Origin of the sequence: Scandinavium sp. M-37 (assembly GCF_043558715.1) — a bacterium.
GTDB lineage: Bacteria > Pseudomonadota > Gammaproteobacteria > Enterobacterales > Enterobacteriaceae > Scandinavium > Scandinavium vulneris_A.
On sequence record NZ_JBIGIN010000001.1, the window covers coordinates 149058 to 171593 of the forward strand.

Annotated in this window: 22 protein-coding genes; 9 read left to right on the forward strand and 13 right to left on the reverse strand. The window is 56.5% G+C overall.

Going from position 1 to position 22536, the window contains the following annotated elements:
- Positions 1 to 52 precede the first annotated feature (52 nt).
- From ACG0Z5_RS00780 to bioD, 3 genes are all read left to right on the forward strand, one after another.
- Complete coding sequence (locus tag ACG0Z5_RS00780; RefSeq protein ID WP_394444849.1) at positions 53 to 982, forward strand: LysR family transcriptional regulator; 930 nt, start codon at positions 53 to 55, stop codon at positions 980 to 982.
- A 93-nt stretch (positions 983 to 1075) separates the two neighbouring features.
- Entirely contained in the window at positions 1076 to 2296 is a 1221-nt protein-coding gene (gene mlc / locus ACG0Z5_RS00785; RefSeq protein WP_394444851.1) for a sugar metabolism global transcriptional regulator Mlc, read from the forward strand.
- Positions 2297 to 2425: 129 nt separating this feature from the next.
- Positions 2426 to 3121 (forward strand): dethiobiotin synthase, encoded by a 696-nt coding sequence (bioD, locus tag ACG0Z5_RS00790; protein WP_394444853.1) that lies wholly within the window; start codon positions 2426 to 2428, stop codon positions 3119 to 3121.
- On the opposite strand, the gene clcB is transcribed toward bioD, so the two are convergent.
- The 8 genes from clcB to ACG0Z5_RS00830 form a co-directional block, all read right to left on the reverse strand.
- A complete protein-coding gene (clcB, locus tag ACG0Z5_RS00795) occupies positions 3074 to 4369 on the reverse strand; it encodes a voltage-gated ClC-type chloride channel ClcB (protein WP_394444854.1) in 1296 nt (431 codons plus the stop codon). The genes bioD and clcB overlap by 48 nt on opposite strands.
- A 102-nt stretch (positions 4370 to 4471) precedes the next feature.
- A complete protein-coding gene (gene osmV / locus ACG0Z5_RS00800) occupies positions 4472 to 5620 on the reverse strand; it encodes an osmoprotectant ABC transporter ATP-binding protein OsmV (protein ID WP_394444855.1) in 1149 nt (382 codons plus the stop codon).
- Positions 5620 to 6267: an osmoprotectant ABC transporter permease OsmW gene (osmW, locus tag ACG0Z5_RS00805; protein WP_394444856.1), complete on the reverse strand. Its 648-nt coding sequence runs from the start codon at positions 6265 to 6267 to the stop codon at positions 5620 to 5622. Before osmW ends, osmV begins: the two co-directional genes overlap by 1 nt.
- A 9-nt stretch (positions 6268 to 6276) precedes the next feature.
- A complete protein-coding gene (gene osmX / locus ACG0Z5_RS00810; protein ID WP_394444857.1) occupies positions 6277 to 7179 on the reverse strand; it encodes an osmoprotectant ABC transporter substrate-binding protein OsmX in 903 nt (300 codons plus the stop codon).
- A gap of 19 nt (positions 7180 to 7198) precedes the next feature.
- A complete protein-coding gene (gene osmY, locus ACG0Z5_RS00815) occupies positions 7199 to 7912 on the reverse strand; it encodes an osmoprotectant ABC transporter permease OsmY (protein ID WP_319630420.1) in 714 nt (237 codons plus the stop codon).
- Positions 7913 to 8213: 301 nt separating this feature from the next.
- Positions 8214 to 8828 (reverse strand): Tat proofreading chaperone DmsD, encoded by a 615-nt coding sequence (gene dmsD, locus ACG0Z5_RS00820; protein WP_394444858.1) that lies wholly within the window; start codon positions 8826 to 8828, stop codon positions 8214 to 8216.
- Positions 8829 to 8924: 96 nt separating this feature from the next.
- On the reverse strand, positions 8925 to 11369 hold the full coding sequence (ynfE, locus tag ACG0Z5_RS00825) for a selenate/tellurate reductase subunit YnfE (protein WP_394444859.1): 2445 nt from the start codon (positions 11367 to 11369) through the stop codon (positions 8925 to 8927).
- Positions 11370 to 11504: 135 nt separating this feature from the next.
- The gene (locus ACG0Z5_RS00830) at positions 11505 to 11762 is read right to left on the reverse strand and encodes a DUF1161 domain-containing protein (RefSeq protein ID WP_394444860.1); all 258 of its coding nucleotides are present in this window, start codon (positions 11760 to 11762) and stop codon (positions 11505 to 11507) included.
- A 114-nt stretch (positions 11763 to 11876) separates the two neighbouring features.
- Between ACG0Z5_RS00830 and ACG0Z5_RS00835 the strand changes: the two genes are divergently transcribed.
- Positions 11877 to 12587: a YnfC family lipoprotein gene (locus tag ACG0Z5_RS00835; protein ID WP_394444862.1), complete on the forward strand. Its 711-nt coding sequence runs from the start codon at positions 11877 to 11879 to the stop codon at positions 12585 to 12587.
- On the opposite strand, the gene speG is transcribed toward ACG0Z5_RS00835, so the two are convergent.
- From speG to ACG0Z5_RS00850, 3 genes are all read right to left on the reverse strand, one after another.
- Positions 12581 to 13135, reverse strand: coding sequence for a spermidine N1-acetyltransferase (gene speG, locus ACG0Z5_RS00840; RefSeq protein WP_319630415.1), 555 nt, complete (start codon positions 13133 to 13135; stop codon positions 12581 to 12583). The two genes, ACG0Z5_RS00835 and speG, sit on opposite strands and share 7 nt — an antisense overlap.
- A gap of 66 nt (positions 13136 to 13201) precedes the next feature.
- The gene (locus ACG0Z5_RS00845) at positions 13202 to 13543 is read right to left on the reverse strand and encodes a DUF1283 family protein (protein ID WP_394444863.1); all 342 of its coding nucleotides are present in this window, start codon (positions 13541 to 13543) and stop codon (positions 13202 to 13204) included.
- A gap of 92 nt (positions 13544 to 13635) precedes the next feature.
- Positions 13636 to 13851, reverse strand: coding sequence for a hypothetical protein (locus tag ACG0Z5_RS00850; protein ID WP_394444864.1), 216 nt, complete (start codon positions 13849 to 13851; stop codon positions 13636 to 13638).
- A gap of 255 nt (positions 13852 to 14106) precedes the next feature.
- Here ACG0Z5_RS00850 and ACG0Z5_RS00855 point away from each other — a divergent pair, with 255 nt between their 5' ends.
- The 5 genes from ACG0Z5_RS00855 (at position 14107) to ACG0Z5_RS00875 (ending at position 20862) form a co-directional block, all read left to right on the forward strand.
- Positions 14107 to 15390: an MFS transporter gene (locus ACG0Z5_RS00855; RefSeq protein ID WP_394444866.1), complete on the forward strand. Its 1284-nt coding sequence runs from the start codon at positions 14107 to 14109 to the stop codon at positions 15388 to 15390.
- A 174-nt stretch (positions 15391 to 15564) separates the two neighbouring features.
- Positions 15565 to 16779: a starvation-sensing protein RspA gene (gene rspA / locus ACG0Z5_RS00860; RefSeq protein WP_394444867.1), complete on the forward strand. Its 1215-nt coding sequence runs from the start codon at positions 15565 to 15567 to the stop codon at positions 16777 to 16779.
- Positions 16780 to 16790: 11 nt separating this feature from the next.
- On the forward strand, positions 16791 to 17810 hold the full coding sequence (locus ACG0Z5_RS00865; RefSeq protein ID WP_394444868.1) for a Zn-dependent oxidoreductase: 1020 nt from the start codon (positions 16791 to 16793) through the stop codon (positions 17808 to 17810).
- A 56-nt stretch (positions 17811 to 17866) separates the two neighbouring features.
- The gene (locus ACG0Z5_RS00870) at positions 17867 to 19243 is read left to right on the forward strand and encodes an MFS transporter (protein ID WP_394444869.1); all 1377 of its coding nucleotides are present in this window, start codon (positions 17867 to 17869) and stop codon (positions 19241 to 19243) included.
- A gap of 155 nt (positions 19244 to 19398) precedes the next feature.
- Positions 19399 to 20862: a mannitol dehydrogenase family protein gene (locus ACG0Z5_RS00875; protein ID WP_394444870.1), complete on the forward strand. Its 1464-nt coding sequence runs from the start codon at positions 19399 to 19401 to the stop codon at positions 20860 to 20862.
- 43 nt (positions 20863 to 20905) lie between these two features.
- Here ACG0Z5_RS00875 and ACG0Z5_RS00880 read toward each other — a convergent pair whose 3' ends face one another.
- Positions 20906 to 21592: a GntR family transcriptional regulator gene (locus tag ACG0Z5_RS00880; RefSeq protein WP_394444871.1), complete on the reverse strand. Its 687-nt coding sequence runs from the start codon at positions 21590 to 21592 to the stop codon at positions 20906 to 20908.
- A gap of 93 nt (positions 21593 to 21685) precedes the next feature.
- A complete protein-coding gene (gene ydfG / locus ACG0Z5_RS00885) occupies positions 21686 to 22435 on the reverse strand; it encodes a bifunctional NADP-dependent 3-hydroxy acid dehydrogenase/3-hydroxypropionate dehydrogenase YdfG (RefSeq protein ID WP_394444872.1) in 750 nt (249 codons plus the stop codon).
- Positions 22436 to 22536: the final 101 nt, after the last annotated feature.

The window sequence follows — 22536 nt, forward strand, 5'->3', positions numbered from 1 at the left end:
TTGTAAATATTCTGTCTAATATATTAATAATCTCAAATGAGTCGTTAAACATATGAATATCGAGCTGCGACACCTGCGCTACTTTGTGGCGGTGGCCGAAGAACTGCACTTCGGGCGCGCGGCGGCCCGGCTGAACATCTCCCAGCCGCCGCTCAGCCAGCAAATTCAGATCCTCGAACAGCAGATTGGCGCCCGTCTGTTCGCCCGCACCAACCGCAGTGTCAGCCTGACCGCCGCCGGGAAGCAGTTTCTGGTCGACAGCCGCCAAATCCTGATTCAGGTTGATGACGCCGCCGCCCGCGCGGCTCGCCTGCATCAGGGCGAAACCGGTGAGCTGCGGATTGGCTTTACCTCATCGGCCCCCTTTATTAAGGCGGTGTCCGATACGCTGTCGCGTTTTCGGCGGCAGTATCCTGATGTGCATATTCAGACCCGGGAGAGCAATACTCGCGAGCAGATCGCGCCGTTGAGCGAAGGCGCGCTGGATTTAGGTCTGATGCGCAAAACGCAACTGCCGGACACCCTCGAATGGCAGGTGATCCTCCGCGAGCCGCTGCTGGCGATGGTGCATCGCGATCATCCCCTGGCACAGCGGGAGTCGGTCACGCTGGCTGAGCTGGTGCTTGAGCCGCTGGTGTTCTTCGATCCGCACGTTGGGACCGGACTGTATGACGATATCCTTGGGCTGCTTAGACGCTTTGGTACCCCGGCGATTACCCAGGAAGTCGGCGAGGCGATGACCATTATCGGGTTGGTCTCCGCCGGGCTGGGCGTGTCGATCCTTCCGGCCTCATTTAAGCGGGTGCAGCTCAATGAGATGCGCTGGTTGCCGATAAGTGATCAAGACGCGGTGTCGGAGATGTGGCTGGTTTGGCCCCGGCATCATGAGCAAACTCAGGCGGCGCTGCGTTTTCGTGAGCAGCTACTGGCGGCGGCAAGGGTCGACTTTTTTGCTGAAAATACGCGAAAAAATGTGCAGTAAATCACAAGCCTAAGTAAAAATTTGACGCATTACCTAGAAGTGATTCACCATAGCAAAAGTTTATTTCGAAGCGCGAAAATAAGGGAGTCTTCGGTGGTAGCAGACAGTCAGCCAGGGCATATCGATCAGATTAAGCAGACCAACGCCGGGGCGGTGTATCGCCTGATTGATCAGCTCGGCCCGGTGTCACGCATCGACCTTTCTCGCCTTGCGCAACTCGCCCCCGCCAGTATCACTAAAATCGTGCGTGAAATGCTGGAAGCCCATCTGGTGCAGGAAACTGAAATTCAGGATCCGGGCAGCCGTGGTCGTCCGGCGGTGGGACTGATGGTCGAAACCGAAGCCTGGCACTATCTGTCGCTGCGCATCAGCCGGGGCGAAATCAACCTCGCGCTGCGTGATTTGAGCAGTAAGCTGGTGGTTGAAGAAGAGCAGACCTTAGCCCTGGTGGATGACAAACCGTTCCTCGACCGCGTGATCGACCATATCGACAGCTTCTTCATTCGTCACCAGCAGAAGCTGGAGCGTTTAACCTCTATTGCCATCACCCTCCCGGGCATTATTGATACCGAAAACGGCATTATTCACCGGATGCCGTTTTACGACGATGTCAAAGACGTGGCGCTCGGCGAAGCGCTGGAATCGCGTACCGGGGTGCCGGTTTATCTGCAACACGATATCAGCGCCTGGACCATGGCTGAGGCCTTATTTGGCGCGTCACGCGGCGCGCGGGATGTGATTCAGGTGGTTATCGATCATAACGTTGGCGCAGGGGTGATAACCGACGGGCGTTTACTGCACGCGGGCAGCAGCAGCCTGGTGGAAATCGGTCACACGCAGGTCGACCCTTACGGCAAGCGCTGCTATTGCGGTAATCACGGTTGTCTGGAAACGATCGCCAGCGTTGAGAGCGTGCTGGAACTGGCGCAGGTGCGCATGAAGCAGTCCATGAGTTCGATGCTGCACCAACAACCGCTCACGGTAGAATGGCTGTGCCAGGCGGCATTGCAGGGCGATTTATTAGCCAAAGATATCATTAGCGGGGTAGGGGCTCACGTGGGTCGCATTTTGGCTATCATGGTGAATTTATTTAATCCGCAAAAAATTCTTATCGGTTCGCCCTTTAATCAGGCGGCGGATATCCTTTTCCCGGCCATCAGCGCCTGTATTCGTCAGCAGTCACTCCCCGCTTACAGCAAGCATATCAGCGTCGAGGGCACGCAGTTCCTTAACCGTGGCACCATGACCGGTGCGGCGTTGGTGAAGGATGCGCTGTATAACGGGCAACTGTTAATCAGGCTGCTGCAAGGGTAACAATCTCTAATTGTTAAGCCAAAAATTGCGCTAACTCAAGCCGCCTTTTCAGGCGTTCACGTAAACTCTCCACACTTTTGAATTATCACCCTGATTTATATATTCACCGTCAAAGCTGTGGAGTGAAACATGCTTAAGCGTTTCTTTATTACAGGTACGGATACCTCTGTTGGCAAGACGGTGGTATCACGCGCCCTGTTGCAGGCGCTCGCCGCCAGCGGCAAAAGTGTGGCAGGCTACAAGCCCGTCGCCAAAGGCAGCAAGGAAACGCCTGATGGACTGCGCAACAAAGACGCGCTGGTTCTGCAAAGTGTTACCACCCCTGAACTCCCTTATAGTGCCATCAATCCTATCGCCCTGAGCGAAGAGGAAAGTAGCGTGGCGCACAGTGGACTGATTAATTATTCGTTACTGTCCAAAGGCCTGGCTGAACTCAGTGCCTGTGTCGATCATGTGGTTATCGAAGGCACTGGCGGCTGGCGCAGCCTGATGAACGATCTGCGTCCGCTCTCGGAGTGGGTGGTACAGGAACAACTGCCGGTGGTGATGGTGGTCGGGATTCAGGAAGGCTGTATTAATCATGCCTTGCTGACCGCCCAGGCGATTGCTAACGACGGCCTGCCGCTGGTGGGATGGGTGGCCAACCGAATCAACCCGGGCCTGGCCCATTACGCTGAAATCATCGACGTGTTGAGCAAAAAATTGCCCGCGCCGTTGGTCGGCGAGCTGCCGTATCTGCCGCGTGCCGAGCAGCGCGAGCTCAGTCAGTATGTCGATTTAACCATGTTCGGTGACGTGCTGGCGGTAGACCGAGTCCTGGCGTAAGGTCCGCGACAATACCGATGCGACCACGCAGGAAATCAATAACCCGGGCAGGAGCGTATACTGTCCGGTCATTTCGCAAATCATCAGGGTCGACATAATGGGCGCATGGGTCGTCGCCGCCAGCAAGGTCGCCATGCCCGTCAGTCCCATCAGCACCGCCATCTCGTTTCCGTCCGGCAGCCATAAACCCCAGAATCGGGCGAACAGCATTCCCACCGCCATGCCGACAAACAGCGTCGGTGTAAATACCCCGCCCGGCGCACCCGACCCGCTGCTCGCCAGCACCGCCAGTAATTTACACATGAACACCCCGCCAATCACCGCAAACAGCGGTGGCGTCAGCAGATAGTTTTGCACCACGCTGTAGCCGTTGCCCCACACCGCGGGGGTCAGCAGTGACAGCAGGCCGACTATCAACCCACCCAGCGCCAGTTGCCAGGGCGGGGACAGTTTGAGGCGCAGAAAAAGCGAATGGGTAGCGCCCATCAGCCAGACAAATAGCGGCCCGCACAGCCCGGCCAGCAGACCCGTTACCAGCATCAGACCATAGCCGCTGGCGCTGTGTGGGGCCTCGACATGGACGATATACAGTAATGCCGGGCCACCGCTCATTAAATTGGTCACCAGCAGGGCGACGACTGCCGCCACCACCACCGGGCCGAGCGAGGCCAGCATCAAAGTGCCAAACAGGATTTCGGCGATAAACAGGCTGCCCGCCAGCGGGGCGTGATAGGCGCTGGCCATCCCGGCGGCGGCCCCGCAGGCAATCCACAGTTTCCATTCTGTTTTGGGGGTGAACCGTTTGGCGAAGAACGACGCGGCGAGGGCAGCGAGCAGGATCATCGCCCCTTCGCGGCCGATGGCACTTCCGCTGACCACCACCAGCAACGACGCCAGCGATTTGACCAGGCTCGAACCGTAATCAAACTGACCGTCGCCGGTTTCCAGCGCCTCCATATAATCAGTCGGGGCCTGTGGCCGCTGGCGGGTATAACGCTGCCAGCCCCATAGCAGAAGACCCGCCGCCAGCCCACCCAGCGCAGGCGTTAGCAGGCGTCGCCATCCGGGCAGTTGGCTTGCCGCATTGACCAGGCTGCCGCTGTCATTGCTCAGCAAAATACTTTCGAGCAGGAACATGGCGTGACGAAACACCGCCACGGCCAGAGCGGCAAGAATACCGACAATCGTCGCAATCAGCAGGCGGCGAAACATCGCCTGAATGTCCGGATAAGAGTGGAGACGGTGCATGGTTTTTCACGGTTTTCAGAGTGATACCGTATTGTGCGAGGAAATCGGGGAGTTGGCAAAAAACAATCGTAAAAATCCCCCTCGGGCGAGGGGGCGTGGTGATTAATCCGCCGGATGAATATTCAATGCGCGGCGGGTACGACCCGAGCTCAGGTAGTCGGCGATATAGTCCTGGGAGATTTCGCCGTTGTAGCGGCCATCCTCATCGACGATTGGCATCCAGCTGGTGTTGCTCTCATACAGTTTCGACAGCACCACGCGTAGATTGTCTTCAGCTTTGCCGGTCACGCGGAACGGGTGCAGCAGGTCAGCACAGCTGCCGGAAGCATGGCGCGCTTCGCGACGCTTCACAAAACCGAGCGGTTTGCCGTCGTTATCCACCACGGTAATGGCGCGGATATCGTTATCGTCCATCGTCGCGAAGGCCTCAGACAGGGCGGTATCACGCTTGACGGTGATCGTCGGCTGCTGGTCGGTCACATCACCGGCAGAGACCAGCAGCAGGCGTTTCAGCGTGCGGTCCTGACCGACAAACGAGCCGACAAATTCATTGGCGGGTTTCGCCAGCAGTTCGTCCGGGCTGGCGCACTGCACAATGCGTCCCTGACGGAACACGGCAATACGGTCGCCGAGCTTCAGCGCTTCGTCGATATCGTGGCTTACCAGCATCACGGTTTTTTTCAGCTGACGCTGCATCTCCAGGAACTGATTCTGGATGACCTCACGGTTAATGGGGTCGACCGCACCGAAGGGTTCATCCATCAGCAGCACCGGAGGATCGGCCGCCAGAGCGCGGATCACCCCGATACGCTGCTGCTGACCGCCGGACATCTCTTTCGGATAACGATTGAGAAATTTCTTCGGATCCATCGCCACCATGTCCATCAGCTCTTCGGCGCGTGTTTTATAACGGGCTTTATCCCAGCCGAGCATCCGTGGCACCACGGTAATGTTTTCCTCAATGGTCATATTGGGGAACAGGCCAATCTGCTGGATAACGTAGCCGATATTGCGACGCAGGCTGACGGTGTCCATCTCGCTGGTGTCCTGGCCGTTAATCAGGATTTTCCCACTGCTGGACGGGATCAGGCGGTTAATCATCTTCAGGGTGGTGGTTTTCCCACAGCCTGACGGCCCCAGCAGGACGCACATTTCGCCTTCCGGCACGTTGAGATTGACGTTATCGACAGCCTTAAAGCTTTGGCCATTCTTTTGCGTAAATTCTTTGGTCAGATTTTCTAACTTTATCATTATCGAATCCCCTTAGGTGTCAGGACAATCTGCAGTCGGTGCAGCAACCAGTCGAGCACAATAGCCAGCAGGCAAATCATTAGCGCCCCGGCAATTAACATACGAATTTCACTCCCGCCGATACCGTTGAGCAGCAGCAGGCCCAGGCCGCCCGCGCCGATCACCGCGGCAATCGCCATCACACCGATGTTCATCACCACGGCGGTGCGGATCCCGCCAAAAATAACCGGCAGCGCCATCGGGATTTCTACCCAGCGCAGACGTTGCCAGAAGGTCATACCAATTCCGCGTCCGGCTTCACGCAGCCCCGGCGGCAAGCTGTCGAGCGCGGTGTGGGTGTTGCGCACAATCGGCAGCAGAGAGTAGAGGAACACCGCGGTAATAGCGGGCAGGGCACCAATACCCTGACCGATCAGCGAAAACAGCGGGATCATCAGACCGAACAGCGCGATGGACGGAATGGTCAACAGAATGGTGGTCAGGCCGAGGATCGGCGTTGCCAGCCATTTGTGCCGCACAATCAAAATGCCCAACGGTACGCCGATAATAATCGCCAGCCCGACGGCGAGCAGAACCAACCAAAGATGCTGCCAGGTCAGGGTTGCCAGATAACTCCAGTTATCCATCATGTAGTGAATCGTTTCCATGGCTCCCCCTTAAATCAGGCCTTTGCTGCGCAGGAAGTCCTGTGCAACCTGCTGCGGCGACTGGTGATCGATATCCACGCGCTTATTCAGCTCGGTAATCACCTCGTTATTGAGCAACCCGGAAAGCGTATTCAGCGCCTCGTCCAGACCCGGATTGGCCTCCAGAGTGTCCTTACGCACCACCGGCGTGACGGCGTAGCTCGGGAAGAAGCCTTTATCATCTTTCAATACTTTCAGGTCGAAGCCTTTTACCCGACCATCGGTGGTGTAAATCAACCCGGCATCGACGAAACCGTCACGCACGGCGTTGTACACCAGGCCCGGGTCCATCTGACGGATTTGTGGTCGGTCGAGCGGCATCTGATAAGTCTGCTGCAACGGCTTCATGCCGTCGCTGCGCCCGGAAAACTCCAGATCCAGCCCTAACAGCCAGTTGTTTTTCGGGTCGGTCTGACGGATGTGTTCAATTTTTGCCACCAGTTCGGACAGGGTATTGATGTTCTCTGCCTCGGCGCGTTTACGCTGCATCGCGAAGGCATAGGTGTTATTCATCTCCGCGGGTTTGAGCCACACCAGGCCGTGCTTCGCGTCGAGACGTTTTACCGTTTCGTAAGACTCCTCGGGCGACATGCGTTTCGTGATGTGGTTGAAGATGATGAGCGAGGTGCCGGTGTACTCCCAGGTCATATCAATTTGCTTGTTGATCATCGCGTTTCGCGAAATCACCGTCGCAATATTGGTTTGAGGCTGAACCTGGAATCCTTTCTTGCGCAGATACTGCACGGTCATGGCGGACAAAATATGCTGCTCGGTAAAACTCTTGGTCGCCAGAATCAGCGGGGCCGCGTGTGCCTGACCGGCAACCAGCGCCAGCGCCGCGGCGGCGACAAACAGACGGGTAAATCGTCTCATGTAATGCTCCTTGTTATTGTTATTCGGCGGTATGCGGGCTGAGTAAACGCCCGAGCCCGGCGAGCAGCGTGTCGAGGATCAGGGCAAACAGGGCGGTGGCCACGGCCCCGAGGATCAGCGTCGGGAAGTCGTTAAGGTAAATGCCCGGGAAAATCAGCTCGCCGTAGCTGCTGGCACCGATTAAAAAGGCCAGCGGTGCAGTACCGACGTTGATGGCAGTGGCGATGCGGATCCCTGACATCATCACCGGCCAGGCGTTAGGGAGCTCCACCTGAATCAAACGCTGCCATTTGGTCATGCCGATCCCTTTCGCCGCTTCCAGCAGCGAACCTGGCACCGAGCACAGTCCGGCGTAGGTGTTACGCACAATCGGCAACAGGGAGGCGAGGAACAGCGCCACAATCGCCGGTTTATCACCGATGCCCACCACCACCATGGCCAGCGCTAACACGGCCAGCGGCGGCAGGGTGTTGCCGATGTTGAAAATTTGCATCACGTATTCAGCGACACCGCGAGCAGCCGGTCGACTGAGCAGAATGCCGCTGGGAATGCCGACCAGCAGGGCGAAGAACATTGAGGAAAACACCAGAATCAGGTGCTGTTGTCCGAGATAGACTAAATCGACCTGTCGAGCACGAAGGGTGTCAAGACCGATTCCCCACGTAAGTAATGCCAGGACCGCGATAATCGCGCCAATAAATAACAGCGCGCGGGTCAGTAAAGAAGTGTGCATTGCAATGTTTCTCCCTGTTTGCATGCTTATTGCTGTCGTGATTAGCTGTTGTTATGCCATGTTCCGGCAGGGTCTCAGACCTATAGCAAGGGGTTGGGAATGATTCCAGAAACAGGGGCAAAAAAATCGGGGCGTCAGGAAATGTAAATAAGGTGTTACGCCTTATAACGTAACGGCTGGACGGGTAAGGGCAGGAATTGTCTTAAACTGGTAACGTAAAAGTGACGTTGTCACAAATGAGAAGTGTGCAGGTGTCTGAAATTCGGGTTATTTCACCCGCCCGGCGGCGGGTGAACAGGGGTCAACGGTAGAGCTTTTTCTCCGCAACCGGGAACACTAATTCTGTTTTCCAGAAGGCCAGCGTCTGCTGCGCCAGTTCTCCTAGCGAGCGGTAGAACGGGTGTTCGGCGTGAGCAATGAACTCCTCGAGGAAACGGCCCGACCACGGCAACAGATGCCATCCGAGCAGCTCCTGCCAGGCATTGTCGTGGTTGTTCTCCTTGAGCCACGCCGCGAGCATCAGCAGGGTGCCAAAGTGGTCTTCCGGTTCATTTTGCTCGGCTTCAAAAGCGAAGCCGTTTTTACGCATCCACTCGCGCAGGGTCAGCGTGGAGTCACCGAACAGCACGTTTTCACGGTCGAGCCACACTGAACCCCACGGCGGGGCGGGCAGCGCGTAGGGGCCAACGAACAGGCGCTGGTAGGCCTCACCGAGTGACTCTTGAGACTCGGCCTGGAAGCTTTCGACTAATTCTTCTTTGAACGGAATAGATTCAGGCCATTGCTGCGCCCAGCTGCCGTTCCGGAAAGCGGCAACCAGCGGGGCGATGTTGTCGCTCTGCGGGTCATAGTAGAACAGTCCGCCGAGAATGCGGCCGGTGATGGCGATGGCTTCAACAAATCGCGGTTGATTCATAACAATTTCCTTACTGCGGCGCGGATTAACGCGCCGGTTATTTTCTATTTTCTGCCCGGTGGCGCTACGCTGACCGGGCCTACGGTGAATTCGTCGCTACACCTTCTCAATCTGAACCAGATTGGTGTGCTGCGGATTGCCCTTCGCCAGCGGCGACGGGCGATGGGTGGTGAGGGTGTTAATGCACGACCCGTGATCAATGCGATCACCGCTCATACTGGCATCGTGCCACGCTCCCTGGCCCATCGCGCTGACGCCCGGCATGATGCGCGGCGTGACTTTTGCCTCAATGCGCAGCTCGCCGCGATCGTTGTAGACCCTGACCATATCGCCATTTTTGATACCCCGCTTCGCGGCGTCCATCGGGTTGAGCCACACTTCCTGACGACAGGCGGCTTGCAGCACATCGACGTTGCCATAGCTGGAGTGGGTGCGCGCCTTATAGTGGAAGCCGAAAAGCTGAAGCGGGAACTCACTGCGCTGCGGCGCATCCCAGCCGTCAAAGGTCGAGGCATAAATCGGCAGCGGGCTGATGGTGTCATCTTGTTGCAGCTCCCAATTGGCGGCAATGTCTGCCAGCTTAGCCGAGTAAATTTCAATTTTCCCCGACGGTGTTTTCAGCGGATGAGCGTCCGGATCATTACGGAAATCCTTATAGGCGACGAAATGGCCGTTCGGATCTTTGCGCTTGTAAATTCCCATCGCCTTCAGCGCCTCATAGGACGGAAGCAGCGGGTCCTTGGCAACCATTTTAGCGTACAGGTACTGCAGCCATTCCGCCTGGGTGCGGCCTTCGGTAAATTTCTGATGCACGTCGGCGCCGAGGCGTTTCGCCACTTCACTCATGATCCAGTAAATCGGCCTACGCTCGAATTTTGCACTCGTGGCGGGCTGAATGAAAATCAGATACCCCATATTCCCGGCATAATCGTTAGGAATAATGTCTTCCTGTTCGACGGTCATCAGGTCAGGCAGCAGCAAATCAGCGTATTTTGCTGAGGAGGTCATAAAGTTTTCAATGACCACAATCATCTCGCACTTCTTATCATCCTGCAGGATGTCGTGGGTGCGGTTGATCTGCGAATGCTGGTTGATAATCGTGTTGCCCGCGTAGTTCCAGATGAATTTGATCGGCACGTCGAGCTTATCTTTGCCGCGCACGCCGTCGCGGGTGGCGGTCATTTCCGCGCCGCGCTCGATAGCATCGGTCCAGGTGAAACAGGAGATGGCGGTTTTAACCGGGTTTTCCAGCACCGGCATACGTTCAATGGTGATGGTGTAGGTCGATTCACGCGCGCCGCTGTTGCCGCCGTTCACGCCGACGTTACCGGTCAGGATCGGCAGCATCGCAATCGCGCGGGCGGTGAGTTCGCCGTTCGCCTGACGCTGTGGGCCCCAGCCCTGGCAGATATACGCCGGTTTCGCCGTGCCTATCTCACGCGCCAGCTTGATGATTTTATCTGCCGGGATGCCGGTGATGCGCGATGCCCACTCCGGGGTTTTTGCGGTGGCGTCGTCGCCCTGGCCGAGAATATAAGCCTTGTAATGCCCGTTCGCCGGGGCACCTTCCGGCAGCGTTTTCTCGTCATAACCGACGCAGTATTTGTCGAGGAACGGCTGGTCGACAAGGTTTTCGTCAATCAGCACCCAGGCGATACCTGCGACCAGCGCGGCGTCCGTGCCGGGACGAATCGGCACCCATTCATCTTCGCGTCCGGCGGCGGTGTCGGTGTAACGCGGGTCAATGACGACCATCCGCGCGTTGGAGCGTTCGCGTGCCTGTTCCAGATAATACGTAATCCCGCCGCCGCTCATGCGCGTCTCAGCCGGATTGTTGCCAAACATCACCACCAGTTTGCTGTTCTCGATGTCCGAGGTGCTGTTGCCATCGTTGGAGCCGTAGGTGTAAGGCATGGCGCAGGCGATTTGCGCGGTGCTGTAGGTGCCGTAATGGCTGAGAAAACCGCCGTAGCAGTTCATCAGGCGTGCGACAAGTGAGGCGTAAGGTGAGGAGCGGGTGATATTGCCGCCGACGATGCCGGAGGTGTAGTTAATGTACACCGCTTCGTTACCGTACTCTTTTACCACGTGTTTCAGGCTGTCGGTCAGCATGTCCAGTGCTTCTGACCAACTGATGCGCTCGAACTTGCCTTCTCCGCGTTTACCCACGCGTTTCATCGGGTAGTTCAGGCGTTCCGGGTGGTTAATACGCCGACGAATTGAGCGGCCGCGTAGACAGGCGCGTACCTGGTGATCGCCATAGATATCGTCGCCAGTATTGTCGGTTTCAACCCAATACACTTCATTATCGCGGACGTGAAGACGCAGCGCGCAGCGGCTTCCGCAGTTAACGGAACACGCGCCCCAAACCACTTTATCGTCCGGTTTCGTCGCCTGCTGTACGGCAGCGGCCGCGCTTTTGAGGGTGAAGGGCAAAGACATACCGCTCGCGGCGAGGGCAAGGGAACCAATGGCAGAGGATTTGATTAGAGCCCGGCGGCTGATCCCACTCGGGTGGTCGTGCTGTTCATGTTCAGACATCGCTCACTCCATCTTTTTAGTTATGTAGCCGGACGCGGTGACCCAGGCTTTTGATGGAGGGATGTTACTTATTTTGGGGTAGGGAGATATTATCTCCGGTCAAGCCAGAGATAATATCTTTCGTGTGAATGCGTTTTACTGCTGATCGTTACCGTTGCGGGTGTAGAGAATTTTAAAGGTGTCGTTGGCGCAATGCCCGACTACCTGAGCATCGGGTCTGTCGGCCTGATCGTTCGGCACTATATCCAGCGTAAAGCCCGACTCTGGCACGCCGTTGTTAACGATCTTCTGCTGGATGTCATCCTTCACGCGCTCGCAGGACTCCGGAGCCGCCGCGAACGCAGGCATCGCGCCCGCCAGCAACAGTGCAAACAGCCATTGAGTCTTTTTCATACGCATCTCCTTGTCGCTTTGGATTGCTATCGTGAGATAAAAGCATAGCACTCATAGTGTAAATCGCTGTATTTGCTAATATGATTGAGAAAATTCTACCGTGAAGGACAGTCTGTGAAGAAACTGCTGTTTGTGATGCCGCTGGTAAGCGTGCTCACCGCCTGTGATAACGCCTCGACCCCGGCTGCCTTTACGCCGGAAATGGCGAGCTTTTCCAACGAGTTCGATTTTGATCCGCTGCGTGGCCCGGTGAAAGATTTCAGCCAGACGCTGATGAACGAGAAGGGCGAAGTGACCAAACGCGTCAGCGCCAGGCTCTCGCAGGAAGGCTGCTTTGATTTACTTGAGCTGCACGATGTGGAAAACAACTCCGGGGCGACGCTGGTTCTTGATGCCAACTACTACGTCGATGGCACCACTCAGCAAAAACGCATCTTGCTACAGGGCAAATGCCAACTGGCCGGGATACCTGCCGCCGGGGTGACGTGGGATACCGATGACAACGGGTTTGTGGTCGCGTCCCACGGCAAAGATTTCAGCGTCGATTATCGCTATGACAGCGAAGGCTATCCCTTAGGGAAAACCTCAACCAGCGGCAAAGAAACATTAAAAATCATCGCTTCGCCGCCGAAAGATCCGCGTAAAAAACTCGATTACACGGCGGTCAGTCTACTGAATGACAAAAGCATCGGCAACGTGGCGCAAAACTGTGACTACGACCGACACGACAACCCGCTGAGCTGTACTTTACAGATCGTCGATGACAGTGCAAAACCGCCTGTCACCCGGCATTACACCATCAAAAACACCATCGAATATTACTGAGCCGTGGGCTTCAGCAAACTGTGGCCTTTGCGTTCCGGCAGATATTGATGCTGGAACAGGCACATCCGAATGGTATTGCGGTATTCACCGTTGATGAAGAACTCATGGATGAGTTCGCCTTCCACCTGAAAACCGAGTTTGCGATAGATATGAATCGCTTTCTCGTTTTCCTTATCGACAATCAGATACAGCTTGTACAGGTTCAATACGTTAAACCCGTAGTCCATTGCCAGCATTGCGGCTTTGGTGGCCAGGCCTTTGCCCTGATAGTCCGGGGAGATGATGATTTGGAACTCGGCGCGGCGGTGAACGTGGTTAATTTCCACTAATTCAACCAGGCCTGCTTTTTCACCGTCGCACTCGATAACAAAGCGGCGCTCGCTCTGATCGTGGATGTGCTTATCGTAAAGGTCAGAGAGTTCAACGAATGCTTCGTACGGCTCTTCGAACCAGTAACGCATCACGCTGGCGTTATTGTCCAGCTGATGAACAAAGCGCAGATCCTCGCGTTCCAGCGGGCGCAGCTTAACGGTATAAGCATTGGGCATGTGATTTCCTTATTGGTGTAAACCGGTATTGCGGGGGAAGCAGGGCGCCAGTGGGCGCCCGGGGTATTACGGAATGAGAGGGCGGCCGGTTTTTCTGTCAAGACAGCGCAGGGTGTTGGGTTCCCAGTACGCGTTCAGATTGGCGCTTTGCTCGCATTTGTCGCGGCTGTCAAAGGCGACGTCGGTTTTATCCCACTCTTTTTCAGCGCGGGTATTCACTTTCTGACGAAGGGAACGGGTATCGTTCCACTGCTCCTTGTCCATCGCCGCATTTTGTTTGCTCTGCGCGCCGTCACCAGACTCAATAATGAGCTTGCTGGTGTCTGCTGATGCCGTCGCGGTGTACACGATGGCACCCAGCGCCAGCATTGCCGTCAGGCACAGGCGTTTGCTCAGGGTTACTTTCATGGCTGTTTCCTTTAGGGTGAAAAAACGGTAAACCCACGCGCGCAGTTTACCACCAACTCCCCCGCAGGGAATACCCACCCCTCAACGATGGCTCAACAGGCATCGCTAAGGGTGGTTTTATAAATGCGAACCGCCTCGTTCACATCATTGGTTTTGACGGAGTTGCTTTTCAGTCCATTGATATAGACGTCGTAGCCGTCGTCGCTCAGACGAAACACAATGGTGTTGCCGCGAAAGCGAATGACCTTATCTTTCACGCCAATACCTTGTCGGCGTAACACCATCTTCGCCATTCTGTCGATACTCATGATACTGCACCTCAATGGCCACGGGACTCACACACAGAAACGCGATTCTCACTGGATTAAGATTAATTTATCCTTAAGAACTTTGCTGACAACCACCAGAAATAATCGTTCAGGTTGTGACGTCGTTTACGGGCGCGATCCGCATTAGATGCTTACTGGGGATTAGGCTGAATGTTTCTAATTTGTGATCCTGAAGCTTTTTCCTGTTAACACTTCTTGTATGGTAGTAGCCGAATTGACTCACCTGGAGTGTTTATGGCTATTGATGTGGTGGAAAAAGCAGCGCTGGCAAAGCCTGCAAGAATAAAAACGATTCAGACGGTCACCCTGGCACTGCTGTTTATCGCCGGGATCGTCAACTTCTTAGACCGTTCGTCGCTGAGCGTTGCGGGCGAGGCGATTCGCGGCGAGCTGGGATTATCGGCCACCGAGTTTGGCGTGCTGTTGTCGGCGTTCTCGCTTTCCTATGGTTTTTCGCAACTGCCTGCAGGGATCCTGCTTGACCGTTTCGGGCCACGTCTGGTGCTGGGCGCAGGGCTGATTTTTTGGTCAGCAATGCAAGCCCTGACCGGGATGGTGAATTCGTTCAGCCATTTCATTTGGCTGCGTATCGGGCTGGGCATCGGTGAAGCGCCGTTTATGCCCGCGGGCGTGAAGTCGATTAGCGACTGGTATGTGCAGAAGGAACGCGGCACGGCGCTGGGGATTTTTAACTCATCCACGGTGATCGGCCAGGCCATTGCCCCGCCTGCGCTGGTGGTAATGCAGCTGGCCTGGGGCTGGCGCACCATGTTTGTGGTCATTGGTCTGGCGGGGATTATCGTCGGTATATGCTGGTACGCGTGGTATCGCAACCGCGCCCAGTTCAGCCTGAATGATACCGAGCGTGAATATCTCTCGGCACCGGTCACCGCGAAACCCAAACTGGCATTCAGCGAATGGTTAGCGCTGTTTAAACGCCGCACCACCTGGGGGATGATCCTCGGATTCTCCGGCGTGAACTACACCGGCTGGCTGTACATCGCCTGGCTGCCAGGCTATTTGCAGGCCGAGCAGGGGTTCAGCCTGGCAAAAACCGGCTGGGTGGCGGCGATCCCGTTCCTCGCCGCTGCGGTGGGTATGTGGACTAACGGAGTGGTGGTTGATGCCCTGGCTCGGCGCGGCTTTGACCTGGCAAAAACGCGCAAAACGGCGATTGTGCTGGGCTTGATCCTCTCGGCTCTCGGCACGCTGCTGGTGGTGCAATCGTCCACCCCGATTCAGGCAGTGGCGTTTATTTCGATGGCGCTGTTCTGCGTCCATTTTGCCGGAACCTCCGCATGGGGACTGGTGCAGGTGATGGTGGCTGAAACCAAAGTGGCCTCGGTAGCCGCTATCCAGAACTTCGGCAGCTTTGTGTTTGCCTCTTTCGCGCCGATTGTTACCGGCTGGGTGGTGGACACCACACACTCGTTTAATCTGGCGCTGGTGATCGCCGCCTGCGTCACCTTTACCGGGGCACTGTGCTACTTCTTCATCGTCAAAGACCGCATCGAATAACGCCTCAATCCCTCTCTTTTCTGCCCGGTCAGCCTCGCGCTGCCCGGCAAACTCCCATGTTACCACTTTGATAAATTCTGTGATCGGCTGGGCTTTTTTCGATCAATATACTTGTATGGTAGTTGGCTGCGGGCGTAGATTTGCCCCATCAACGATGAGACGTAAGGACTTAAAATGAAGATTGTTGCCGCAGACGTATTTGTCACCTGCCCGGGGCGTAACTTTGTCACCCTGAAAATCACCACCGAAGATGGCCTGACTGGCCTTGGCGATGCCACGCTGAACGGACGCGAGTTGTCGGTGGCGTCGTATCTGAAAGATCATCTCTGTCCACAGCTGATCGGGCGCGATGCGCACCGTATCGAAGACATCTGGCAGTTCTTCTACAAAGGCGCGTACTGGCGTCGCGGCCCGGTCACCATGTCGGCGATTTCTGCTGTCGATATGGCGCTGTGGGATATCAAAGCCAAAGCCGCCAATATGCCGCTGTATCAGCTGCTCGGCGGCGCGTCCCGTGAAGGGGTGATGGTTTATTGCCACACCACCGGGCATACCATCGACGAAGTGCTGGACGACTACGCCCGCCATAAAGAGATGGGCTTTAAAGCGATTCGCGTCCAGTGCGGCGTGCCGGGAATGAAAACCACCTACGGCATGGCGAAGGGCAAAGGCCAGGCCTATGAGCCTGCCACCAAAGGCCAGTGGCCGGAAGAACAGCTGTGGTCGACGGAAAAATACCTCGATTTCACCCCAACCCTGTTTGAGAAAGTGCGTGACAAATTTGGCTTCAACGAACACCTCCTGCATGACATGCACCATCGTTTGACCCCGATAGAAGCCGCGCGTTTTGGCAAAAGCATTGAGGATTACCGCCTGTTCTGGATGGAAGATCCGACCCCGGCGGAAAACCAGGAGTGCTTCCGTCTGATTCGCCAACACACCGTTACCCCGATTGCGGTGGGCGAAGTGTTCAACAGCATCTGGGACTGCAAGCAGCTGATTGAAGAACAGCTCATCGATTACATCCGCACCACCATTACCCACGCCGGTGGCATCACCGGAATGCGGCGCATTGCGGATTTCGCCTCGTTGTATCAGGTGCGTACCGGTTCGCATGGTCCGTCAGATTTGTCCCCGGTGTGCATGGCGGCGGCGCTGCATTTCGACCTGTGGGTGCCGAATTTTGGCGTTCAGGAATACATGGGTTATTCGGACCAGATGCTGGAAGTGTTCCCGCACAACTGGACCTTTGATAACGGCTATATGCATCCGGGCGACAAGCCAGGCCTCGGCATTGAGTTCGATGAAAAGCTGGCCGCAAAATATCCGTACGATCCGGCGTATCTCCCGGTGGCGCGCCTGGAAGATGGCACGCTGTGGAACTGGTAAGGAGTCATTCGATGAAAAGCATAGTGATTCGCCAGCCTAATGAGCTGGTAATAGAAGACCTTGACATCCCACAGCCCGCGGCGGGCGATGTGCGGGTGAAGATCAAACTGGCCGGTATCTGCGGCTCGGACAGCCATATTTATCGCGGGCACAACCCGTTCGCCAAATACCCGCGCGTTATCGGCCATGAGTTTTTCGGTGTGATTGACGCGGTCGGGGAAGGGGTGAGCGATGCCCGCCTCGGCGAGCGCGTCAGCGTCGACCCGGTGATCAGCTGCGGGCAGTGCTATCCGTGCTCTATCGGCAAACCGAACGTCTGCACGTCGCTTGTGGTACTGGGCGTACATCGCGATGGCGGATTCAGCGAATACGCGGTAGTGCCTGCGGGCAACGCCTGGACCATCCCGGACAGCATCGAAGACAAGCACGCGGTGATGGTCGAACCGTTCACCATCGCGGCGAACGTCACCGGGCAGGCGCAACCGACCGAGCAGGACGTGGCGCTGATTTACGGTGCCGGGCCGATGGGGCTGGTGACCGTTCAGGCGCTGAAGGGCGTTTATAAGGTTAAACAGGTGATTGTCGTCGACCGTATTGCCGAACGACTGGCGATGGCCGAGCGCTGCGGCGCTGACTGGACCTTTGATAACAGCAGCCAGTCGCTGCAGGCGGCACTGGAAGAAAAGGGCATCAGGCCGACGCTGATTGTCGATGCCGCCTGTCATCCGTCGATATTGCAGGAGGCCGTGAATCTGGCGTCGCCCGCTGGGCGCATCGTGCTGATGGGCTTCTCCAGCGATCCGTCGCAGGTGGCGCAGCAGGGTATCACCGGTAAAGAGCTGACAATCTATTCCTCACGCCTGAACGCCAATAAATTCCCGGTGGTGATCGACTGGCTGAAGAAGGGGCTGATTGACCCGGACAAGCTCATCACCCACGTGATGGATTACCGGCACGTCAGCGACGCCATCGAACGTTTTGAAAAAGATCAAAAGCACTGCTGCAAGGTCCTGTTGACCTTCGCAGAATAACAATAACAGCGAGTGGCGAGTGAGTGGTCCGCACCTTACATTCAGAGATAACGACTATGACGCAACATCAACCTGTACGAAGCACCAAAGATCTGGTCCGCGCCGCCGTATCCGGCTGGTTAGGTACGGCGCTGGAGTTTATGGATTTCCAGCTCTATTCCCTCGGCGCGGCGCTGGTTTTCCATGAGATTTTCTTTCCCGAACAGTCGGCGGCGATGGCGCTGATCCTGGCGATGGGGACCTACGGCGCAGGCTATATCGCGCGTATCGTTGGGGCGTTTATCTTCGGCAAAATGGGCGACCGCATCGGGCGTAAAAAGGTGCTGTTTATCACCATCACCATGATGGGGATTTGCACCACTCTGATTGGTGTCCTGCCCACCTACGCCCAGATTGGGATCTTTGCGCCGGTGCTGCTGGTCACCCTGCGTATCGTGCAAGGGCTGGGCGCGGGGGCAGAAATCTCCGGGGCCGGAACGATGCTGGCAGAATATGCGCCCAAAGGAAAACGCGGCATCATCTCTTCGCTTGTCGCGATGGGTACCAACTGCGGCACGCTTAGCGCCACGGCTATTTGGGCGGTGATGTTCTTCCTGCTCGACCGGGAATCGCTGGTCGCCTGGGGCTGGCGCGTGCCGTTCCTGGCAAGCGTAGTGGTGATGATTTTCGCCATCTGGCTGCGTCTGAATCTTAAAGAGAGCCCGGTGTTTGAAAAGGTCAGCGAGAACGGGGCGGTAGCCAGTGCGGCAGTTGCCGACGAGACGTCGCTGGGGGCAATGTTCCGCAGTAAAACGTTCTGGCTGGCGACCGGGCTGCGCTTTGGTCAGGCCGGTAACTCAGGGTTGATCCAGACGTTCCTCGCCGGTTATCTGGTGCAGACGCTACTGTTCGATAAGGCTATCCCGACGGATGCGTTGATGATCAGTTCCGTGATCGGTTTTATCACCATCCCGCTGCTGGGCTGGCTGTCGGACAAATTTGGTCGCCGTTTGCCGTACATTATCCTTAATATCTCGGCCATTATCCTCGCGTATCCGATGCTGGCGATCATTGTCGATAAAAGCTACAGCGCCAGCACCATCATGCTGAGCCTGATAGTCATCCATAACGTGGCGGTACTCGGGCTGTTTGCCCTGGAAAACATCACCATGGCGGAAATGTTCGGCTCGCGAAATCGCTTTACCCGCATGGCGATTGCCAAAGAAGCGGGCGGGCTGGTGGCGGTGGGCTTTGGTCCCTTACTGGCCGGTATTTTCTGTAATGTCACCGGGAGCTGGTGGCCGATGGTGGCGATGGTTATCTGCTATTCGGTGATTGGCCTGGTGTCGGCAGTATTGATGCCAGAAGTGTGTGACCGCGACCTGAGTCTGCCGCAGGATGCCGCCGAACGTGCCCCGGCGACCGCTGACTCACGACTGGGGCAATATAGCTAAAGGCAACCGTGTGGCAGCCAGAGTCTGATAAGGCTGTCACACAACTTTCATTTCATGTCATACCACTTGCACAGAAATTAATGCAAATCAAAGTACGGGATGTTCATGTGGCTATTCTAGTATGGCAATGAGCGTCCTCAACAGTGAGTCATATAATGCAAAACACGCTTTTAACCGCTAAGGCGACCGTACCCGCTTACGACCGCACCAAACTTGTTTCCCGCATCGTGCACCTCGGCTTTGGCGCGTTTCACCGCGCACATCAGGCCGTCTACACCGATATTCTGGCTCAGGAGCACAACAGCGACTGGGGCTATACCGAAGTGAATCTGATTGGCGGTGAGCAGCAAATCGCTGACCTCAAGCGCCAGGATAACCTGTATACCGTGGCAGAAATGTCTGCCGATGCCTGGACCGCACGCATGGTCGGGGTGGTCAAAGACGCCCTGCATGCGCAGGTTGATGGCCTGGAAACCGTGCTGGCAAAAATGTGCGAGCCGCAGGTGGCGATCGTCTCGCTGACCATTACCGAGAAAGGCTACTGCCACTCCCCGGCGACCGGGGAACTCAACCTTGATCACCCGCTGATCGCCGCCGATCTGCAAAACCCGCATCAGCCGACCTCCGCCCCGGGTGTCGTGGTGGAAGCGCTGGCACGTCGTAAAGCTGCGGGCCTTCCGGCGTTCAGCGTGATGTCCTGCGACAACATGCCGGAAAACGGTCACGTGCTGGGTAAAGTGGTCCGGGCCTATGCCCGGGCGCTGAACGGCGACCTGGCAGAGTGGATTGAGCAGAACGTCACTTTCCCGTCCACTATGGTTGACCGCATCGTACCGGCCGTCACGCCCGAAACGCTGGATAAAATCGAAGCCATCACCGGCGTGCGCGACCCGGCTGGGGTGGCCTGTGAGCCGTTCCGTCAGTGGGTTATCGAAGATAACTTTGTTGCTGGTCGTCCGCAGTGGGAAAAAGCCGGAGCCGAACTGGTGTCTGACGTTATCCCGTTTGAAGAAATGAAACTGCGTATGCTCAACGGCAGCCACTCGTTCCTCGCCTATCTCGGCTATCTGGCCGGTTATCAGCATATTAACGAGTGCATGGAAGACGACAACTACCGTCGTGCCGCCCATGCGCTGATGCTGAAAGAGCAGGCCCCGACCCTGAAAGTGCAGGGCGTTGACCTCGGGCGCTACGCCGATCTGCTGATCGATCGTTACAGCAACCCGGCGCTGCGCCATCGTACCTGGCAAATCGCGATGGACGGCAGCCAGAAGTTGCCCCAGCGTATGCTGGATTCCGTGCGCTGGCACCTGGCGAAAAACAACGACTTCTCGCTGCTGGCGCTGGGCGTAGCAGGCTGGATGCGTTACGTCGATGGCATCGACGAGCAGGGCAATGCGATTGAAGTATGCGATCCGCTGCTGAGCACTATCCAGACCGTGGTGCAGAACAGCGCCCAGGGCGAAGCGCGTGTTAAAGCGCTGCTGGGGATCGACGCGATTTTCGGCAACGAACTGCCGCAGGAAAGCCAGTTTGTGACGCAGGTGACGGATGCCTATCTGTCACTGCTGGAGAAAGGGGCCAAAGCCACCGTGGCGGCCTTCGCGGCCAGGCTGTAAAGTGTTTTGCCCGGCGGCGCTGTTCGCCGGGCCTACTACTGAATTACTCTTCGCTAAACCAGTCGCGATTTTCCTGACGAATGAGCAGCACCGATTCGCTAATTTCCTGTAGATGAACGGTCATCGCTTTATCCACGGCGTCGACGTCACGCTTCTCCAGCGCACTAAAAATATCCTGATGCTGACGTAACAGCATCTCCGGGGAGGAGATGTGGTCGAGGCTCATGTAGCGCACCCGGTCAATGGCGGCTTTGATGTTTTCGATAGTTTCCCACGCTAGCTGGCAATCGGCGATTTGCGACAGCAACTGGTGGAACTCATCGTCGAGTTGAAAGAAATCGGTCAGCTGCTGACGGTCGATGGCGATGCGCTGCTGATGCAGATTCTGCTCCAGCTGGTAACACTGGGCATCGGTAATCATCGCTGCGGCCCGGCGCACCACCGCACATTCAATCGCCTGGCGCACGAAGCAGCCGTTGCGCACCTGCGAGAGGGAAATCTTATTAACATAGCTGCCGCGCTGCGGTCGGATCTGAATCAGCCCGTTTTCAGCGAGTTTGATAAACGCCTCGCGTACCGGCTGGCGCGACACGTCAAAACGAACCGAAACTTCTTTCTCGGACAGCGGTGTCCCCGGGGCTATCAGGCAGTGCACGATATCCCGGCGCAAAATACGGTAGATTTGCTGGTTCACGGGCTGGGTCGGATTGAGTTGCGATTCTGCGGCCATGGCTCTTTCTTCATTGCGGGGTAAGTGCGTTATTTTACGCGGATTTTAGCGCTACGCCCAGCCCGGTCTGCTGACCGGGCGGGTTTATTATCGCTAGCCCTGGCGGTGAACGCTCAGCCCGGCGTAGGTCTGACTGACCGGCATCATCTCAAGGGTATTGATGTTGACGTGTTTTGGTAGCGTCGCCACCCACCATACCGCTTCGGTCACGTCTTCCGCCGACAGCGCATTGGCATTTTCATAGGCTTTTTCAGCTTTCGCATCGTCGCCTTTGAAGCGGACGTTGGAAAACTCAGTCCCGCCCACCAGGCCCGGCTCGATATCGGTCACGCGAACGGCGGTGCCGTGCAAATCAGTGCGCAGGTTAAGGCTGAACTGACGCACGAAGGCTTTGGTCGCCCCGTAGACGTTGCCGCCCGCATAAGGCCAGTTTCCGGCGGTTGAGCCGATATTGATGATGTGCCCACGATTACGTTCTACCATGCCCGGCAGTACCGCGCGGGTCATGTAGATCAGGCCTTTATTGTTGGTGTCGATCATCGTTTCCCAGTCATCGACGTTGGCTTGATGCGCCGGTTCCATTCCCAGCGCCAGCCCGGCGTTGTTAACCAGAATATCAATATTGCGCCAGTCGGCAGGGAGGTTGGCGATCATCTCTTCAATGGCGGCGCGGTTACGCACGTCGAGCTGTGCGGTCAGCAGATTGTCGCCGAGCTCTTCTTTCAGCTCCTGAAGGCGTTCGTGACGACGGCCAGTGGCGATAACTTTATGGCCATTGGCGATAAAACGGCGGGTGATGCTTTCCCCGAACCCGGCTGTAGCGCCGGTAACCAGTACGATCATTCTTGCTGTTCCTCAATGCTTTAACTGTCTTACTACCATAGCACGCACGGTTATTCTGCGGTAACGGAAGTTGCTGCCCCTGATAGCGGCATTTCGACCGA

Coding starts and splice junctions, on each gene's coding strand:
- clcB (WP_394444854.1), bottom strand. CDS start 4,369: ATGCACCGTCTCCACTCTTATCCGGACATTCAGGCGATGTTTCGCCGC.
- bioD (WP_394444853.1), top strand. CDS start 2,426: ATGCTTAAGCGTTTCTTTATTACAGGTACGGATACCTCTGTTGGCAAG.
- ynfE (WP_394444859.1), bottom strand. CDS start 11,369: ATGTCTGAACATGAACAGCACGACCACCCGAGTGGGATCAGCCGCCGG.
- ACG0Z5_RS00830 (WP_394444860.1), bottom strand. CDS start 11,762: ATGAAAAAGACTCAATGGCTGTTTGCACTGTTGCTGGCGGGCGCGATG.
- speG (WP_319630415.1), bottom strand. CDS start 13,135: ATGCCCAATGCTTATACCGTTAAGCTGCGCCCGCTGGAACGCGAGGAT.
- ACG0Z5_RS00865 (WP_394444868.1), top strand. CDS start 16,791: ATGAAAAGCATAGTGATTCGCCAGCCTAATGAGCTGGTAATAGAAGAC.
- ACG0Z5_RS00880 (WP_394444871.1), bottom strand. CDS start 21,592: ATGGCCGCAGAATCGCAACTCAATCCGACCCAGCCCGTGAACCAGCAA.
- ACG0Z5_RS00855 (WP_394444866.1), top strand. CDS start 14,107: ATGGCTATTGATGTGGTGGAAAAAGCAGCGCTGGCAAAGCCTGCAAGA.
- ACG0Z5_RS00850 (WP_394444864.1), bottom strand. CDS start 13,851: ATGAGTATCGACAGAATGGCGAAGATGGTGTTACGCCGACAAGGTATT.
- rspA (WP_394444867.1), top strand. CDS start 15,565: ATGAAGATTGTTGCCGCAGACGTATTTGTCACCTGCCCGGGGCGTAAC.
- ACG0Z5_RS00780 (WP_394444849.1), top strand. CDS start 53: ATGAATATCGAGCTGCGACACCTGCGCTACTTTGTGGCGGTGGCCGAA.
- osmX (WP_394444857.1), bottom strand. CDS start 7,179: ATGAGACGATTTACCCGTCTGTTTGTCGCCGCCGCGGCGCTGGCGCTG.
- osmY (WP_319630420.1), bottom strand. CDS start 7,912: ATGCACACTTCTTTACTGACCCGCGCGCTGTTATTTATTGGCGCGATT.
- ACG0Z5_RS00870 (WP_394444869.1), top strand. CDS start 17,867: ATGACGCAACATCAACCTGTACGAAGCACCAAAGATCTGGTCCGCGCC.
- ACG0Z5_RS00875 (WP_394444870.1), top strand. CDS start 19,399: ATGCAAAACACGCTTTTAACCGCTAAGGCGACCGTACCCGCTTACGAC.
- ACG0Z5_RS00845 (WP_394444863.1), bottom strand. CDS start 13,543: ATGAAAGTAACCCTGAGCAAACGCCTGTGCCTGACGGCAATGCTGGCG.
- dmsD (WP_394444858.1), bottom strand. CDS start 8,828: ATGAATCAACCGCGATTTGTTGAAGCCATCGCCATCACCGGCCGCATT.
- ydfG (WP_394444872.1), bottom strand. CDS start 22,435: ATGATCGTACTGGTTACCGGCGCTACAGCCGGGTTCGGGGAAAGCATC.
- osmV (WP_394444855.1), bottom strand. CDS start 5,620: ATGATAAAGTTAGAAAATCTGACCAAAGAATTTACGCAAAAGAATGGC.
- osmW (WP_394444856.1), bottom strand. CDS start 6,267: ATGGAAACGATTCACTACATGATGGATAACTGGAGTTATCTGGCAACC.